The 17,101-nt window shown below is 27.7% G+C and carries 15 protein-coding genes; 10 read left to right on the top strand and 5 right to left on the bottom strand.

All coding sequences use genetic code 11. The features are described 5' to 3' along the window. Positions 1 to 15: 15 nt before the first annotated feature. Both crtH and PMT9312_RS05790 read left to right on the top strand, forming a co-directional pair. The gene (gene crtH / locus PMT9312_RS05795) at positions 16 to 1,560 is read left to right on the top strand and encodes a carotenoid isomerase (protein WP_011376676.1); all 1,545 of its coding nucleotides are present in this window, start codon (positions 16 to 18) and stop codon (positions 1,558 to 1,560) included. An 11-nt stretch (positions 1,561 to 1,571) separates the two neighbouring features. Further along, on the top strand, positions 1,572 to 2,078 hold the full coding sequence (locus PMT9312_RS05790; RefSeq protein ID WP_011376675.1) for a hypothetical protein: 507 nt from the start codon (positions 1,572 to 1,574) through the stop codon (positions 2,076 to 2,078). Here the strand turns inward: PMT9312_RS05790 and PMT9312_RS05785 are convergent. Then, a complete protein-coding gene (locus PMT9312_RS05785; protein ID WP_011376674.1) occupies positions 2,075 to 2,812 on the bottom strand; it encodes a response regulator transcription factor in 738 nt (245 codons plus the stop codon). The two genes, PMT9312_RS05790 and PMT9312_RS05785, sit on opposite strands and share 4 nt — an antisense overlap. Positions 2,813 to 2,898: 86 nt before the next feature. Between PMT9312_RS05785 and PMT9312_RS05780 the strand changes: the two genes are divergently transcribed. Further along, the gene (locus PMT9312_RS05780; protein WP_011376673.1) at positions 2,899 to 3,168 is read left to right on the top strand and encodes a DUF6761 family protein; all 270 of its coding nucleotides are present in this window, start codon (positions 2,899 to 2,901) and stop codon (positions 3,166 to 3,168) included. Between the two features lie 48 nt (positions 3,169 to 3,216). Here PMT9312_RS05780 and grxD read toward each other — a convergent pair whose 3' ends face one another. Genes grxD through PMT9312_RS05760 form a run of 4 tightly spaced genes read right to left on the bottom strand, consistent with a single transcriptional unit; the run spans position 3,217 to position 4,960 of the window. Continuing rightward, positions 3,217 to 3,540, bottom strand: coding sequence for a Grx4 family monothiol glutaredoxin (gene grxD, locus PMT9312_RS05775; protein WP_011376672.1), 324 nt, complete (start codon positions 3,538 to 3,540; stop codon positions 3,217 to 3,219). Positions 3,541 to 3,543: 3 nt separating this feature from the next. After that, complete coding sequence (locus PMT9312_RS05770) at positions 3,544 to 3,774, bottom strand: BolA family protein (protein WP_011376671.1); 231 nt, start codon at positions 3,772 to 3,774, stop codon at positions 3,544 to 3,546. 12 nt (positions 3,775 to 3,786) lie between these two features. Continuing rightward, the gene (locus PMT9312_RS05765; RefSeq protein ID WP_011376670.1) at positions 3,787 to 4,302 is read right to left on the bottom strand and encodes a hypothetical protein; all 516 of its coding nucleotides are present in this window, start codon (positions 4,300 to 4,302) and stop codon (positions 3,787 to 3,789) included. Positions 4,303 to 4,345: 43 nt separating this feature from the next. Continuing rightward, complete coding sequence (locus tag PMT9312_RS05760; RefSeq protein ID WP_036923956.1) at positions 4,346 to 4,960, bottom strand: lysophospholipid acyltransferase family protein; 615 nt, start codon at positions 4,958 to 4,960, stop codon at positions 4,346 to 4,348. A 160-nt stretch (positions 4,961 to 5,120) separates the two neighbouring features. Here PMT9312_RS05760 and PMT9312_RS05755 point away from each other — a divergent pair, with 160 nt between their 5' ends. From PMT9312_RS05755 to PMT9312_RS05725, 7 genes are all read left to right on the top strand, one after another. After that, the gene (locus PMT9312_RS05755) at positions 5,121 to 5,837 is read left to right on the top strand and encodes a pyridoxine 5'-phosphate synthase (RefSeq protein ID WP_011376668.1); all 717 of its coding nucleotides are present in this window, start codon (positions 5,121 to 5,123) and stop codon (positions 5,835 to 5,837) included. 8 nt (positions 5,838 to 5,845) lie between these two features. Next, positions 5,846 to 6,163, top strand: coding sequence for an MgPME-cyclase complex family protein (locus PMT9312_RS05750; RefSeq protein ID WP_011376667.1), 318 nt, complete (start codon positions 5,846 to 5,848; stop codon positions 6,161 to 6,163). Positions 6,164 to 6,180: 17 nt separating this feature from the next. Then, positions 6,181 to 9,363 carry an exodeoxyribonuclease V subunit gamma gene (locus tag PMT9312_RS05745; protein WP_011376666.1) on the top strand — a complete coding sequence of 1,061 codons (3,183 nt, stop codon included), beginning with the start codon at positions 6,181 to 6,183 and terminating at the stop codon, positions 9,361 to 9,363. Positions 9,364 to 9,366: 3 nt separating this feature from the next. Continuing rightward, positions 9,367 to 9,840 (top strand): methyltransferase family protein, encoded by a 474-nt coding sequence (locus tag PMT9312_RS05740; RefSeq protein WP_011376665.1) that lies wholly within the window; start codon positions 9,367 to 9,369, stop codon positions 9,838 to 9,840. Between the two features lie 12 nt (positions 9,841 to 9,852). Further along, positions 9,853 to 13,479, top strand: a complete 3,627-nt coding sequence (locus tag PMT9312_RS05735; protein WP_011376664.1) for a UvrD-helicase domain-containing protein — start codon at positions 9,853 to 9,855, stop codon at positions 13,477 to 13,479. Between the two features lies 1 nt (position 13,480). Further along, complete coding sequence (locus PMT9312_RS05730) at positions 13,481 to 15,181, top strand: AAA family ATPase (RefSeq protein ID WP_011376663.1); 1,701 nt, start codon at positions 13,481 to 13,483, stop codon at positions 15,179 to 15,181. Between the two features lie 138 nt (positions 15,182 to 15,319). Next, positions 15,320 to 17,101 (top strand): DEAD/DEAH box helicase, encoded by a 1,782-nt coding sequence (locus PMT9312_RS05725; RefSeq protein ID WP_011376662.1) that lies wholly within the window; start codon positions 15,320 to 15,322, stop codon positions 17,099 to 17,101.

Here is a 17,101-nt window from a genome sequence, read left to right as displayed (position 1 = left end):
CTTGCATAATAGAAAATGAAATCAAATAATAGAAATTTCGATGCAATTATTATCGGCTCAGGAATTGGGGGGTTAGTAACTGCATCACAATTAGCAGCTAAAGGAGCTCAAGTTTTAGTTCTTGAAAAATATATTATTCCAGGAGGAAGTGGAGGATCCTTTAAAAGAAAAGGTTATACCTTTGATGTGGGCGCTTCAATGATTTTTGGATTTGGAAAGGAAGGTTATACCAATTTATTAACTCGTGCTCTAAAAGATGTAAATGAGAAATGTGAAACTATTCCTGATCCGGTGCAACTGGAATATCACCTTCCAAATAACTTTCATATTTCTGTAGATAAAAATTACGAACAATTTATCAGTAAATTATCAGCTAGTTTCCCGAAGGAAAAAGAAGGTATCAAGAAATTCTACGATACTTGTGCAAGTGTATTTAAATGTTTAGATTCAATGCCTCTTTTATCCATTGAGGATCCAAGTTATCTTTTTAAAGTTTTCTTTAAAGCTCCATTTTCCTGTTTAGGTTTGGCTAGATGGTTGCCAGTAAATGCAGGAGATGTTGCCAGAAAGTTTATAAAAGATCCTGAACTTTTAAAATTTATAGATATCGAATGTTTTTGCTGGTCAGTAATGCCAGCTCTCAAAACTCCTATGATTAATGCGGGAATGGTTTTTACAGATAGGCATGCAGGGGGTATAAATTATCCAAAAGGAGGAGTAGGAACAATAGCAGAGAAGTTAGTTGCTGGTATCGAAAAATTAGGAAGTCAAATTCGTTATAAAGCCAATGTTACTGAAATAATTTTAAAGGATGAGAAAGCGGTAGGAGTTAAGCTTTCAAATGGGGAAGAAATTTACTCAAATATTATCGTATCTAATTCCACAAGATGGGATACATTTGGACTTAAAGATAAGAAGAAAGGATTAATTTCAAGTAAAAATGTGCCAAAAAGTGAATATAAGTGGTCTGAGACATATCAACCTTCCCCTTCTTTTGTGTCTATTCACCTCGGGGTAGAAAAAAATCTAATAAGCAATACCTTTAACTGTCATCACATAATTGTCGAGAATTGGGATGAATTAGAAAGTGAAAAAGGAGTCATTTTTGTTTCTATACCTACTTTGCTGGACTCATCTTTAGCTCCTGAAGGTAAACATATCGTCCATGCATTTACTCCTTCATCAATGAGTGAATGGGAAGGATTATCAAGGAAAGAATATCTGCAAAAGAAAGAAAAATATTTTTCATTTCTTATTGACAAGATTTCAATTATTTTGCCTAACCTTGAACAAAATATTGATCACAAAGAAATTGGCACTCCAAAAACCCATAAAAAGTTTCTTGGAAGATATGAAGGTAGTTATGGACCAATTCCTAGCAAAAAGTTACTTGGGCTTTTGCCAATGCCTTTTAATACGACAAAAATTAAAAATCTTTATTGCGTAGGCGATTCGTGCTTTCCAGGTCAAGGCCTAAATGCTGTAGCTTTTAGTGGGTACGCTTGCGCACATAAAATAGGTGCAAAATTAAATATAAATAGTTTTAAATTACCAAATTAAAGGATTCTTAAATGAAAGAAAAGTTTAAAACTCTTTTTTTTGTAAAAAGTTCGTTAATTGCTTTATATCTAGCGCTTACAATTCCTATTCCGTTTATAGCAATTGATAAATTAAGAATCCCTTCTATTGCTGCATTTGTCTTAGGCCTTTTTTTGATCTTTAATATCACAAGTGATTATGTAGAAACTTGTAATAATAAAATTTCATATAAAACTAGCTTTATTTCTAAAGCCCTAGGGAGAAAAAATTGGGAAATTCCTTGGAAAGATATTAATTTAATAAAATCTCTACCCACCAGTCAGGGTAGTAAAGTTTATTACTTTAATACGAATAGAGGTAATCATTTTCTTATTCCACAAAGGTTAGAAAATCTTGAAAAATTCCTTTCAATTGTTTCCAAAAATACTGGTATTGCTATTAATGAATTATCTTATATATCCCCTCTTTGGACTTATAAGTTATTGACTTTACTCTCGGTTACGATGATTATTGGTGAGCTTTTTGCTTTTTTGAATTAAATATTGTCGATACTAAATCGATATCCTTGTTGTCTAACAGTAGTTATTCCACCACCTTCTCCCAGGCCTGCTTGCTCTAATTTTCTTCGCAATGTTAGCACTTGAGTATCTACAGATCTTGGCCCTCCGCTGAAAGGGGGCCATGCCATCCTTAGGAGCTCTTGACGACTTCTAACCATGCCTGGCGGCATCAGAAGAGCGCAAAGCAGTGCAAACTCCCTAGGACTTAATTCTACAGGCTTCTCACTAAGAGTTACTTGCCTTAAAAGAAGATGAACTTCTAGAGGCCCAACCTCAACTTTTTCTTGTAACCCTATTCTCCCTCTTTTTAAAAGCGTTCTACATCTTGCTGCAAGCTCTTCTAATCCAAACGGTTTTCTAAGAACATCATCTGCCCCTTCGTCTAATAGATTAACTAATGCTTCAACACCTGATCTTGCTGTTAGTACTATTACTGAAGAACCCAACTGTTGGGCAAGTCTCATTGCAGTGTTCTGCTCAAGGATTTCAGCACTAACTAGTAGGTCAGGTGATTGTTCTCTACATAGGTCAACAGCTTCTGCTGCTGATCCGACTGCAGCAGCTAGATGGCCATCTTGACGAAGCCTTTGTACAAGGACCGTTCTAAGTGTGGGGTGTGGTTCAACAACAAGAACTCTTGAGGGGGTTTGAGAGCTCGCAGGCAATTGTGAACTGCCAGGAGTTGAAGCTAAGATTTGCTCAGTTGATTGCATTCTTAATTACTGTTTGACCAGGCAATTTTTTATCATCCTTAATAAGGTATAACAAATGCTAAATAAAAATCGGAACTTATCGAATTATGACATCATTTGAAAATCCTAAAGCAATTCGTCATTTTCAATCAATTTGCGATAGTTGCCAAGACTTGGTTACTCGTTTTCATACCCCATCTGATCTTAAATTATATAGTGATGGTTATCTCCAAGCATTAAGGAATTGCAGTGGTTTAGAGCAAAGAGATCAAGAGAAATTAGAAAGATTAATTGAAAGATGGATTTTAGATCCATCAAGTTTTATTGATCCAGAAGGAGACGAAAATAAGGGTTTTTTTGATAAAAAAAGGATTTAAAATATTAATTTTTATTAATCAAATCAGTATTTATACTTATTAAATGTGTTAAGACGCTAATTCAATTTCTATTTTTTCTTTCAGAGCTCCTGAGTTGTACATTTCGATAAGAATGTCTGATCCACCAAGAAATTCTCCTTTTAAATAAACTTGAGGAATTGTTGGCCAATCGGAATATTTTTTAATACCTTCTCGTACTTCGAAATCGCTTAAAACATCAAAAGTACCAAATTCAATACCTAGGGAATTAAGTATTTGAACTACATTGTTGGAGAAACCGCATTGAGGCATTAATTTAGTCCCTTTCATGAATACCATAACTGGATTAGAGTCAATCAGTTTTTGTATTTTATCTTTTGTTAAGTTGTCCATAATTCAATTAGGTGTTTCTGTTTTTAATGCCAGTGCATGGATAGCCTCTGAAGCTAATTCTTCCTTTAATGCAGAATAGACTAGCTGATGTTGTTTAACTAATGATAATCCATTGAATTGAGTTGCAATTACAGTTACCTGCAAATGATCATTTCCCTTAAGGTTCTCAACAAAAACTTGGGAACTTGGTAATTTCTTTGTAATTAAATTAATAACTTCTTTTTTCGTGATCATAATTAATTTAAATTAACCTTTGTATTTAGTTTCAACAAATCCTAGTTGGATCAATCTTTCATAAGCTTCTTTACCTTCTTGGCTATTAGGAGACATTATTCTAATTGTTTCTACAAGTAAGGGTACTGCAACATCAGGTTTTTCAGTTTTTATATATAAAGAAGCTAATCTTTCATTTGATTCTGCCAAAATTTGTAATGTTTGCTTACCTTTCCTCTGCATTTCATTTGGTATCCTTGCATCAATTCCTTTGAACGAAGTATTAAGATCGGAATAAAACGAAGCCAGTTGCTTTGCTAAATTTCTTGCATCTAGATAGAAATCCTTAGCTTTGTCAAAATCACCATTTTTTATAGATTTATCGCCCTGTTTTAGATAATAGTCTACGTTTGATATGGAGAGCTGATTACTAAGTTTTGAAAGTACCTTATAGTCTTTTGCATTCTTAATTTCTGCGTGAACTAAATTTTTATAAGAAAAATTTCCAAAAAATATTAAAAAAATTGAGATTAATTTTAAAAATTTCATATTTTCATTAAATTATTAAAATTAATAGTAACTTATTACGGATTCATCTACCTACATTTTTTAATGCTATTTCTTCCTCTTTGAGCATTTTCTCATTTAGAAATTTATTAAATTCCTTGATGGTAAAGTTTAAGTAATCATTCATTGCTATTGGTTGTCCAAAGGATAAACAAAATTCGCTCCTAAAATTTGGAGATATTTTGCTATAGGCAATTCCGATTGGAATGATAATAATAGATTCTGTCTTTTTTGTAGCTAATCGAGCTAATCTGTATAGTCCTTCTTTTAGAATTAATTTTTTCCCATATTTATTGATTTTACCTTCGGGAAAAATTACAAGTTGTTCTCTTTTCTCTATAAGATCAATCGCATATCTTAACGCTGAGAGAGATGGCGAAAATTGATTTATCGAAAAACATCCAAGTCTTTTTAAAAACCAACCTTGTATTCCTCTCATTTCAGATTTAGTAACCATAAATCTACAATCCTTTTTTGTTACCCTTCTACCCATTGCCATGGTGAGTATTAAGCCGTCCCATCTTGATCTGTGGGTTGGAGCCAAAATAATAGAGGAATTCATAGGAATCGAAAAACCATTTTTTAATATTTTCTTTTTTCTAAAAAAGAATCTCAAAACAACGTCCTGGGTAACGAACATTGCAATAAATCCCAATAGAGGGTTGATTTTATGCCAAATATCTAAGGAATTCTTCTTCAAGTTCTATTTACTATATATTAATAATTTAAGTGTTTGCCTTTTTTTATTAGCTATTATTGGGCGGTTACTAGATTGTCTAGAAACTAAGATTTTCAAAATTATGGCAACTTTAGGAGTAAACATTGATCATATTGCAAATGTAAGGCAAGCAAGGAAAACTGTGGAGCCTGACCCTGTGCAATTTGCTTTTTTAGCTGAATTAGGAGGTGCAGACTCCATAACAGTTCATCTAAGAGAAGATAGAAGACATATACAAGATAGAGACGTATTCCTTCTGAAGGAGACTATAAAAACAAAACTCAATTTAGAGATGGCTGCTACAGAAGAAATGTTAGAAATTGCTAAAAAAACTCTACCCGATTATGTAACACTTGTACCCGAGAAAAGAGAGGAAGTTACTACTGAAGGCGGGTTGGATTTAAAAAGTAATGCGCAATACCTTAAGAATTTTGTTGAAAATTTAAAGCATTCAAATATAGAAGTAAGTGCATTCATTGATCCTCTTGGTGAACAGATAAATTATTCCAAAGAAATAGGGTTTGATTTTATAGAATTACATACTGGAAAATATGCTGAACTATCAGGATCTGAACAGTATAAAGAGCTCCAAAGGATTATAGAGTCTACACATTTAGCAAATGATCTTGGATTAGTTGTTAATGCTGGTCATGGCCTTAACTACAATAATGTTAAAAAAATTGCATCAATTAACAATATGAACGAGTTGAACATAGGTCATAGTATTGTTGCAAGGGCTTTAGCGATAGGATTAGAAAAGTCTGTACGTGAAATGAAGTCCCTTATTACATCAAATTAAATTTCAAAATGACAACATACTTTTTCGTCGCGGCAAGTGAAAAGTTTTTAACTGTTGAAGAACCAATTGAGGAGATTTTGAAAGAGAGGATGAGGAACTATAAAGAAAATAATAAAGAAATAGATTTTTGGCTTTTAAAAAATCCATCCTTTTTGCAAACCAACCAATTTATTGATCTAAAAGCAAAGATTCCATCACCCCCAGCAGCTATTTTATCGACGGATAAAAAATTTATAACTTTCTTAAAGCTGCGTTTAGAATTTGTTGCTGTTGGGGAATTCGAATTTCCTAATGCAGAAATAACTGATCCATTTAAAGTTGAGTAATATAACCAATCATTAAATTGCTCAATCTATATAAGTCAAACAAAATTGAAGTAATTAGTGAGCTTTTGGCAGAAGAATTAAAAATATGTCCTCCTCTTATAACTGATAATTTAGAAATAGCTGTTCCTAATTATTTTTTGGGGAAGTGGTTAAGTGAACAAATAACTATAAGAAACAAAATAAGTGCACTTTATGAATTCAAGACAATATCAAGTTACACCGAATCATTATTGACAAATTTTTTCCCTGGAATTGATATGGGTTTATGGAATTTTGAGTCAATTAAATGGGGCATTATTGATTCATTAGAAGAATTAAATAGCTTTAAAGAATCATTTCCGCTTAGAAATTGGATTAATAAATATTTGGATAATGAAAAAACAATTGATGGAGACATATATAATCTGACAAAAAAGATCGCGAATAATTTTATTGATTATCTAATTTTTAGACCTGAAATGATTGCTGAATGGAATAGATATGAAATTAATTCAATTAATCTATTTAAGAATTTGAATTCAGATCAATTTTGGCAACCCATTTTATATAAATTATTAGAGAAAAAGGTATCTGAAAAGCCCTCATGTTTATACATGATTCAATTAATAAAGAATTTAAGAAAAGTTAAAAAACTTCAAATTAAAGTCCCAAATCAAATTTATATTATTTCCGATAATAACTTATCTAAACTGCATATTAACTTTTATTCAGAACTTTCAAAATTTACTAATGTAAATTTATATTTATTATCTGCAGGAGATGATTTATGGAATAGAATTAATTATCTTGAAGGTGAGTTGGAATTTGATAATTTTGAAAGTAATTTGAATTTAAAAAATACAAATATAGAGAAAATATTTGGTAAGTATGGAGCAAATTTTCAGAAATTAATTGAGGAAAATATTAATAAAGAAGGTATAAATTTAAAAAATAATTTAATATATATTGATCCAACAACTAATTTTAATAAGAAGAAAGATATTCCTCTTCTTAATCAAATACAAAAAAGACTAATTGATAATAATAACAATGATTTTATAGTAAATGAAAGGGATGATTCAATATTACTTCGTGAGCATTTCAATCAGAATAGTCAATTAGAATATATAAGAAATAAAATTATAGAAATAATAAATTCTTGTGAGAATATTAAATATAGTGATATTGCTGTTTTATCTCCACAAATTAATCTAATCAAACCATATCTAAAGTATATCTTTAATAATGAATTAATTAATGGTGAGAAGATACCTTATTTTTTTATTGATGATGATAATTATGATTTTCCAGACATTTATAAATTTTTAATTGACATCACTGAAATAGCAAATGAGAAAATTACACTTGAAAAAATAGATTATATTCTTTCAAAAAAAGTAACTCAGAACATTTTTGATTTTGATATTACTGAAAAGGATGAAATTATTTTCTTACTTACCCAAGTTGGTTTTCATTGGGGATTAGATGCTAATGAAAGATTAGGCGAAGAAAAAAATACTCTAGACTGGTGTATAAATAGAATTACTTTAGGCCTAATTTATGAAAAAGAAGTCAATTTAGGTACTTTTAATTTAAAACCATTTAGCTTAAAAAATATAAGTTTGGATTTGAATAAATGGGTTAAATTATTACTTGATTTTAAAAAATATATTAATTTGCTAAGAGGATCTTTTTCTTACTCAAGTTGGGTTGAAAAGATAAAGTTTATATTAAAAAGCATTTCTAATTCTAATGCAAATTTCAATTTAAAAATAACTGAAATAATTAGAATTCTTGATAATCACGCAATACCTTTAATACCTGATGATCTTATTTTGTTAAATGTTTTTAGAGAGATATTAATTTCTTGTATAAATGAAGCTAAATATCAAAGCAAATCACGTATCAACAAGATCCTTGTAAGTGATATTGAAAGTTCAAGGCATATTCCACACAAGGTTATCTTCTTAATAGATATGAATAGTGTTTATTATCCAAAATTATCAAAGAATGAAAATATTAATTTATTAAATAATAAATATCACCTTGGCGATCCATCCGTTTTTGAAAGAGAGAAATATTCATTTCTTGAGTTGTTAATTTCCTGTAGAGATAAATTTATAGTTACTTGGGTAAGGAATGACAAAAACAATAAAAAATTAGATGTTTCTTTTCCTATAAAAGAGTTGATTTCTTTTTTTGATAGTTTTTTAAACCAAGCCCAAAGAGAACTAATAATTAAATATTCTGATTTAAATAAAAAAGAAATAATTGATCTTGATAGTTCTGAGATAATTAAAAGTAATTATTCTTTAGTAGAAGATATAGATTGGAATGAAAAAAAATCTGATATTAAAAATTATAAATTATCAGAACTGATTTATTGGTTCAAGACTCCACAAAAATATTGGCTAAATAAAAAAAATATTTCTCCCAAGGAAATATTTATTCATCATCCAGATGAGGAGTATGTAAGTAATCTGCAGAAGTCGCAACTAATTACAAAAATAATCCAGGAATTAGAGATTGATAATCATAATGTTATTGATGATTTAAAAAATCTGAATATCAATGCTCAATTGGTTGAAAATGGGATTATTATGCCTAAAAATAGTATTTTTATAAAAGAAAAAGAAATCAAAGATTTATTAGAAAGTCTATCAATAAGTTTGAGTGAACATAATAAGATTAATAGAATTTATGTTAAGTCAAATGCAAATAAAGAAGAATATTTCATTGCTGACGATACCGTAATTGAATTAATTCATTCGAAACTAAGTTTTAGTCGTTTGACAGAGGCTTGGATAAAAACACTCTTCATTTCTTCTTTAAAGAAGAATATAAAAAAGACTAAAGTAATTTTTAGAACAGAAAATTATTATAAATCGCAAATTATTCAATCACCTGGATTAATTGAGTCAAATTTAATTTTGGAGGAATACATAAATATTTTTAAAAATTATTCTGAAAAATGTTTTCCTCTCCCTCCAGAAAGTTCTTATAAATACGTAGAAGCTAAAATAAAATCAAAAAATGAGAAAAAAGCTTTTACGGATAGATGGATTGGTAATAAATTTTTTTCTAAAGGAGAAAGAGATAATATCGAAATGAAATTATGTTTTGGCAATGAAAAAGAACAAGATTTCTTTTTGGGAAATAATAATTTTGATAAATTATCGTTAAGATTATATGCTCCTCTTATTAATGCATTAAAGAAATAAAAAATGACTATATTTAATTTGAAAATTTTTCATAAAGGTGCTTATCAAATAATCCTTGTTTTTTTACAGTTCTTTATTATTAGTCTCCATTTTTTTCAATGGGAATTTATTCCACAAAAACAAATAATTCAAGTTAGTCCTTTATCTTATTTAGTGGGGTTTTTAATTATCATAATCGCTTTCATAATATTGTTAGTTGCAATTAAAGACTTAGGTAAAAATTTATCCCCTTTCCCAAGACCTTTAAACAATAGTGATCTTGTAACTACAGGTATTTATCGATTTACGCGTCATCCTATGTACTATTCTTTAATATTTATTTCCTTTGGCGTTTTTATAACCAAGCTATCTATTTATTACTTATTTTTATCAATAAGTCTGGTTTTAATAATTAAATTTAAGATTGATTTAGAAGAACAATATTTAAACAATAAATATAAGAATTACTTACTTTATAAAAATGAGGTCAAATATTAATTAAATAAAGATATGGATATTAATCAAATTAATTTAGATAACAAATTTAAATTAGTAGAAGCAAGTGCAGGAACTGGCAAAAGTTTCACTTTAGCTCACCTGGTTTTAAGAAATGTTTTGGAGAAAAAAATTAAACCAGATGAGATACTCTTATTAAGTTTTACAAAAAATACGTGTTCTGAATTACGAGATAAAATACTTTTGAGATTTCAGGATTTAAAATTATATTTGCAAAATCATAATGAAAGTAAGATAGATAATACCCTTAAGGATTGGTATCTAAAATTTAAGGAGAAGGAAAAATCCAAGAAAAAAATTATATCCGAAATTGATAATTTTGTTAATGAAATTTACAAGTTACAAGTAACTACATTCCATTCTTTTTGTAATAATATTATTAATGAATATAGTATTGAAATAGGTGTAACTCAAGATCCATACATTGAGAATAATATAGATAATTTGTATAAAGATGTAATAGATAATTTGTGGATTGATTCTTTTCTTAATCTTAATCATGAGCTTATTTCGGCAGTTAACCAAAAAAAAATAAGTTCTAGATTTGGCAGTAGGATCAATAAGTCATTTTTTGTAGGAATTTTAAAAAATATAGATCAAGAAAATATCTATAAATTTGAAATAAATAATAAATATCAGATTATTGATTTAAATAACTATTTTAATGATTTTTTTTATTTAAATTGGAACGAGTTTTGTGTTGAATGGAATAAGAAAGGTAAGGAATTATTTTTACAACTCATAGAGTTGGGAAAATTAATTAAGGAGAGTGGTGGTAAAAGTCAAATATATGCAGCAAAACCAAGAAATGATAAGTTTAATCAAATAAATTGTTGGATTGAAAATATTAACAAAAGGCTTAATTCTAAAAATGTGATTGATTTTGTATATGATATTTCTAAAGATGATCTTTTATCTAAATATTTTTACAATGAAAATATATCTAAAGAAATTAATAAATATAATCTAAAATTAGATTTTACTAAATTTAATTTATTACAAGATAAAATTTATAAAATAAAAGAAGGTTTCTATACCGAATTTGTAAGAATATTTACCCAATTAGCTTATATAAAATTAATTGAATTAAAGAAAAGTTTTTCTATTTTCAACTTCAATGATCTTATAAAGACTGTAGAAAATAAATTTCTAGATTCAGAAATTAGTAATAGTATTACTCTATCTAAAATTCAAAAAAATTTTAAATGTGTCTTAGTAGATGAGTTTCAAGATACAGATAATACCCAATGGAATTTAATAAAAAAGTTCTTTAATACTAAAAATCATTTTTTACTTTGTGTAGGTGATCCAAAACAAGCGATCTACAAATTTAGAGGTGGAGATATTGAAACTTACTTAGATGCAAGATCTAATGCAATCGAAGTTTTTAGTCTTACAGATAACTATAGATCCTCAAAAAATTTAATTGATGTTCTTAATAAACTTTATAAGAATGGACTTAAACAATCAAAACTAAACTATAGGAAATTAACCTCTAGAATTAATGAAAATATTAATTCTGAATTTAAATTTAAGGATGTATTTGAAATTGTAGAATTTTCAAAAAAGGAGACTGATATAGAGGATCTTGTAACTCATTACATAGTTAACTTTATTTTAAATAATAAAGAAATTGATATTAATAAAATTGCGATTCTTACATTAAATAATTCGCAATGCTTAGATTTAAAAAAAAAATTAAATCAGTTTAACCTCCCATGCAAAATTCAAAATAAACAAAATATTTTTGATACAGAAGCAAGTTCTCTACTATTTTTATTCATTGAATGTTTATTAAATCCGAGGTTTTTAAAAAATATAACTTTACTTGCTGCTTCAAAGTTTATAGAAATAGAATTAGAAGAATTACTTGATGATGGAATTAGTAATAATTTAGAAATTTTAATTAATAAATGCATTACTTGGTCCCAGGAACTAAAAGAAAAAGGTTTTTTAAATATTGTTAATGAACTCCTTATAAATTACAATTCATCCTCGATTATTCAAGATCTAGATTTAAATTCAAATTTATTTCAACTTTCAGAAATTGTTGAAATAGAATTAATGAATAATGATTTTAATCTCAATAAAGTTTTTAACTGGTATAAAAATCAGTTAGATCATATTCTAAGAATTTGTAGTGGAGAAGATTTTTTGACGAAAGATTATAATCTTCAAAATGGAATAAATCTTTCTACCATTCATAGTAGTAAAGGCCTAGAATTTGAAATAGTCCTATGTCCATATCTATCAATTATTTCAAATAAGTCAAATAAAATTAAAGGCCCTCTTTGGAAATCAAATATTGATAGAAACATATACATTAATATTTCTAATAATTACGCGAAGGTTGAAAAATTTAAATTAATAGAAGAAGAAGATTTATTTAAAGAGAGTGAAAGGTTAATTTATGTGGCACTTACAAGGAGCAAATATAAACTTATAGTTTTTAATGATTTGGAAGATACAAATAATATTTTAAATATCGATTTACTTAATAATTTAGAAAATATTAATAATTATAAGTCTACTTTTGAAGATAGGATAGAAAAAGAGAAAATAAAAGAAATTTTTGCTAAGTTCCAAACCAAGAGATTGAATAATAATCTTTGGAAAATCCATAACTTTAATAAAAAGATATCTAAAGAATTTAATTCTGATCAATTTATTTCTTATTCAAGTTATTCTTCTTGGATAAGTAAAGATAAAAATATTGATGCAGTCATTAATCAATATAAGGATTATGAAGATAATATATCAATTATCAAAGAGTCTAATCTTAGGAAATCAATGAATTATCCTAATTATTTTTCTTATCCAAATCCCTTAAGTGAATTCCCAAAAGGAACTATTGCTGGGACTTGTCTGCACAAAATAATAGAAAGATTTGAATTTAGAAATAATAATAATCAAGAATTAATTGATTTAATTATTGAGGAATTGAACTTTCATCAAATCGATACTTCTTTGGCTTTTAAAGTAAAAGATGCGATTTTGAGAATTATAAATTTATCTTTAGGAAGTGAATTACAAAACAAGAAACTAGTGGATATTCCAAATGATTACTTAATTAAGGAGCTTAAATATGATTTAACTCTATCTTATGAAGGTAGAAATATTAATTCTTATGATATATCAAAATGCTTTCTTTTAGATCAGGAATATGAATTTGGTGAAGAATATGCAAACAAAATAAATGATCTTCAAATCATGAATAAAGGCTTTCATTCAGGATGTATTGATTGTGTTTTCCCTGTAGGTAATAAATTAGAAGATAGTAAATGGTGGGTAATTGATTGGAAAAGTAATTTTATTTCTGGAATTGATAATAGTGATTGTTTACCAAGAAACTATAACTATGAAAATATGAGAAATGAAATGATTAAACATCATTATCCATTGCAATCTCACCTTTATTTATTAGCATTGCATAGATTATTAAAGTGGCGACTTAAAAATTATCAACCACATATACATCTAGGAGGATATATTTATTTGTTTTTAAAGGGATTGCCAGATTTTGAATTATTTGAAAAATCTAAGTCGAAAGATATATCGCCAGGTATTTTTATTGGCAAAGCACCTTTAAAGAGAATTAATTATTTAGATAACCTTTTTTAGAATGACTAAAACTACTACGGATATTGAAAAGTTCGAATATTATCATATATTTAATTTAATCTTAGGTATTTTCAAATTCAATGAAAAAAAATATGGAAATTTCGTAAAAGATGCAATAAGAATTTTATTAGAGGTTGAAAAAAATGGTGAAACTATTATTGATGTAGATAATAGTTTAATAATCTTTGAATTTTTTGAAGATGGCTGGCCTAATAAACATATAGATGTTCTAAAAAATATAGGCTTGATAGGTTCCCTTAATTCTCCATTCGTATTAGTAAATAGAAAATTATCCCTATCAAAATGGTCAAAAAAGATAGAAAGAGTTATGAATTTATTTTTAAAAAAAATAGATACCGATAATTTAATGAACCCGATAATTTATAAAGATGATAATAAAATTGATCAAATTAAAAATATATTTAAATATTCAAACTTAGTTTTCCTTCAAGGAGGACCAGGTACGGGTAAAACCACTTTAATAATAAACTTAATACTAGAACTCCTTCGAATGGATAACTTTTTAAATATTGGTTTGTCTGCTCCAACAGGTAAAGCTACAGCTCGTCTAAAAGAAGCTCTTAATGATAAAAATATTTCCTTTAGCAAATTTCTAGACCAAATAGAATTTCAAACTTTACATAGATGGATTTTAAATTCTCAAAATAAATCTCTTAAGTTGAAATTTAAACTAAAAGAACTTGATATTTTTATAATTGATGAAATGTCAATGGTTAATATTGATTTGATTGAATCAGTTTTAAGTTTGCTAGCAAAGGACTGTAAAATTATTTTAGTTGGAGATAAAAATCAATTGTCTCCAGTAAATAACTGTTCTATCTGGAATTATTTGTTTGAATATGGTGAAAATAGTTCAATTAAATCATCTGTAGTAAATTTAGAAAAAACTTATAGAAATATTGGAGATATAGCATTAATTAGTAGTTTAATATTTAATAATGATTGTTCCTTACTTAATCAAAAGATAAAAGAATTAGAAAAAGATAACAATTCAAAAGAAGTTACTATTTCAAAAAGTACAGAAAAAGATATTCCAAAAGATCTATTTTTTTCTATTACAAGTCATCTAAATAAGTTAAATCTTTCAACTTCAAATTTAAGTAAAAAAAAATATATATTTGATGAGGGTATTGATAATTTATTGCTTAATGAAAAAGATTTAGTAGATAAGATATTTCTGGATTTACAAAGTTACTTGATTTTATGTGAAAAAAATTCTGGAATATGGAGTGTTGAATATTTGAATGAAATTGTTTTTGGTCAAAAAAAACCATATGACCTTAAAACTCTTAACGAGGGTGTTCCGATAATGTGTACAAAAAATAATATTGAACTTGGATTGTCAAATGGTGATATCGGAGTAATTATAGGTTTAAAAAATAAAAGAAAATATCTTTTTAGAAAATTTAATGATAATAACGAAGAAATTGTCGCATTAATTGATCCATCTAATTTAGAAAATGTTGTGCCAGCAATAGCCATTACTATTCATAAATCTCAAGGAAGTGAATCTGAGAAAGTAAGCATTTTGTGGTCACAAAAATATAGAAGAAATCAATATGCTGTAAAAGAAAAGAAAGATAATGAAAATATCTTTTGCAGAGATAATTTTGAAAGAAGGTTACTTTATACTGCTGTTACAAGAGCGAAAAAGTTTCTAAATATATATTATTTAAATTAAATCTTATTTTTGAGAAATTAGTAAGATTTTAACCTCAAGATGTTAGATTAATGACTCGGCTCTGCAAGGCTAGTCAACAATTTAAGTAAATTTAGATATTTGTTGAGTGCCTAATCAGAAGATCATTGGGCATTTAAAATGGCTTTAAAAAAAGATGGCAACTCAGTTGATAATGGGCAGGAAAAATCTCAGCATGATGACGCGTCCCTTCTCGAGATAAAGAACTTAGAAAACAAAACAGATATTAAATCTCAACCATTGGAAATATCAATAGGAAATGATAATGAGAATGGGTTTCTCGATTTTGGGTTTAATCAATCGATCTTAAATTCGTTAAGCAATAAAGGATATAAAAATCCAACTCCTATCCAAAAAGCTGCAATTCCGGAACTAATGTTAGGCAGAGATTTATTAGGCCAAGCTCAAACTGGAACAGGAAAGACTGCAGCTTTCGCATTACCATTAATAGAAAAACTTGCAGATAATAAAGAATTAAATGCCAAGGTTTTAGTTATGACCCCTACTAGAGAGTTGGCAACTCAAGTTGCAGAATCTTTTAAAAGTTATAGTTCTGAATCTACTAATTTTAAGACAATTGCAATATATGGAGGCACCGACTATCGAAATCAAATTTATGCGTTAAAAAGAAAAGTTGACGTAGTAGTTGGAACCCCTGGCCGAATAATGGATCATATAAGGCAGGGAACCTTTAAAGTTAATAGCATAAATTGTCTTGTTTTAGATGAGGCCGATGAAATGTTAAATATGGGTTTTCTTGAAGATATTGAATGGATAATAGATCAACTACCTAAAAATAAGCAGATGGTATTGTTTTCAGCAACAATGCCTAATGAGATTAGAAACATAGCAAAAAAATATCTAAATGATCCCGCCGAAATATTAATCAAAAGTGTCAAAAAAGAAACCCAATTAATTTCGCAAAAATTTCTTTACGTCCAAAGGCATCATAAATTAGATGCTTTAAAAAGAATATTAGAACTTAATAACGAGGGAGTAATAATTTTTGTAAGGACAAAACTACTTACTACTTCAATAGCAGAAGCTTTAGAAAATTTAGGTCATAGTGTGGCAGTGCTTAATGGAGATATTCCTCAAAATCAAAGAGAAAATACTGTAGATAGATTAAAAAAAGGATTTATTGATATTCTTGTTGCAACTGATGTTGCAGCTAGAGGATTAGATGTAGAGAGGATAAAACTAGTTGTTAATTACGATTTTCCTTTTGATAAGGAAACATATACTCATAGAATTGGAAGGACTGGAAGGGCAGGCAGATCCGGAGAGGCAATTTTATTCGTTAATCATAGAGAAAAACATTTTCTAAGAAACTTAGAAAACTCAACAAGAACTAAGATTGAAGAAATTAATATACCAAGCAATAAAATAATAAATGAAAAAAGGATGGAGAAACTTATAGAGAACGTTAATGAGAGTTCTTTAGCTAAAGAAGATAATGAAGAAAATAAAGCTTTGATTATTGATGTACTAGATAATTTAAAAGAAAAACACTCTATGGATGACTCAAATATTGCAATGGCTGCGATTAATTTAGTAATAGGTAATAAAGCATTTTTTGTTAATGAAGATGATTCTTGGATTCATAAACAAAATAATACTGATAGAAATAGATCAAATAGAAATGGTAATAATCGTATGAGAAATTCAAATAGAAGAAATAATTTTCAAAATGATTCTTTTGAAACCTACAAATTTGACTTTGGTAAATTTGATGGTGTTAGAGTAGCAAATATTATATCCTCAATCTGTAATTCAACTAATATAAATGGTAGATCCATAGGTAAGATACAGATTTTTAATGATTATAGTTTGGTTGATTTACCTAGAGATCTGCATAGAGAAACTAAAAATAAATTAAAAAAAATTAAAGTAAGAAACTAA

Origin of the sequence: Prochlorococcus marinus str. MIT 9312, assembly GCF_000012645.1 — a bacterium.
Lineage (GTDB): Bacteria > Cyanobacteriota > Cyanobacteriia > PCC-6307 > Cyanobiaceae > Prochlorococcus_A > Prochlorococcus_A marinus_L.
The sequence above is the reverse complement of the archived record's forward strand: the minus strand, read 5'-3'. Positions and strand labels throughout refer to the sequence as shown.

Excerpts from the sequence above, each read along its gene's own strand:
- crtH (WP_011376676.1), top strand. The coding sequence starts at position 16 with ATGAAATCAAATAATAGAAATTTCGATGCAATTATTATCGGCTCAGGA.
- PMT9312_RS05790 (WP_011376675.1), top strand. The coding sequence starts at position 1,572 with ATGAAAGAAAAGTTTAAAACTCTTTTTTTTGTAAAAAGTTCGTTAATT.
- PMT9312_RS05785 (WP_011376674.1), bottom strand. The coding sequence starts at position 2,812 with ATGCAATCAACTGAGCAAATCTTAGCTTCAACTCCTGGCAGTTCACAA.
- PMT9312_RS05780 (WP_011376673.1), top strand. The coding sequence starts at position 2,899 with ATGACATCATTTGAAAATCCTAAAGCAATTCGTCATTTTCAATCAATT.
- grxD (WP_011376672.1), bottom strand. The coding sequence starts at position 3,540 with ATGGACAACTTAACAAAAGATAAAATACAAAAACTGATTGACTCTAAT.
- PMT9312_RS05770 (WP_011376671.1), bottom strand. The coding sequence starts at position 3,774 with ATGATCACGAAAAAAGAAGTTATTAATTTAATTACAAAGAAATTACCA.
- PMT9312_RS05765 (WP_011376670.1), bottom strand. The coding sequence starts at position 4,302 with ATGAAATTTTTAAAATTAATCTCAATTTTTTTAATATTTTTTGGAAAT.
- PMT9312_RS05760 (WP_036923956.1), bottom strand. The coding sequence starts at position 4,960 with ATGTTCGTTACCCAGGACGTTGTTTTGAGATTCTTTTTTAGAAAAAAG.
- PMT9312_RS05755 (WP_011376668.1), top strand. The coding sequence starts at position 5,121 with ATGGCAACTTTAGGAGTAAACATTGATCATATTGCAAATGTAAGGCAA.
- PMT9312_RS05750 (WP_011376667.1), top strand. The coding sequence starts at position 5,846 with ATGACAACATACTTTTTCGTCGCGGCAAGTGAAAAGTTTTTAACTGTT.
- PMT9312_RS05740 (WP_011376665.1), top strand. The coding sequence starts at position 9,367 with ATGACTATATTTAATTTGAAAATTTTTCATAAAGGTGCTTATCAAATA.
- PMT9312_RS05735 (WP_011376664.1), top strand. The coding sequence starts at position 9,853 with ATGGATATTAATCAAATTAATTTAGATAACAAATTTAAATTAGTAGAA.
- PMT9312_RS05730 (WP_011376663.1), top strand. The coding sequence starts at position 13,481 with ATGACTAAAACTACTACGGATATTGAAAAGTTCGAATATTATCATATA.
- PMT9312_RS05725 (WP_011376662.1), top strand. The coding sequence starts at position 15,320 with ATGGCTTTAAAAAAAGATGGCAACTCAGTTGATAATGGGCAGGAAAAA.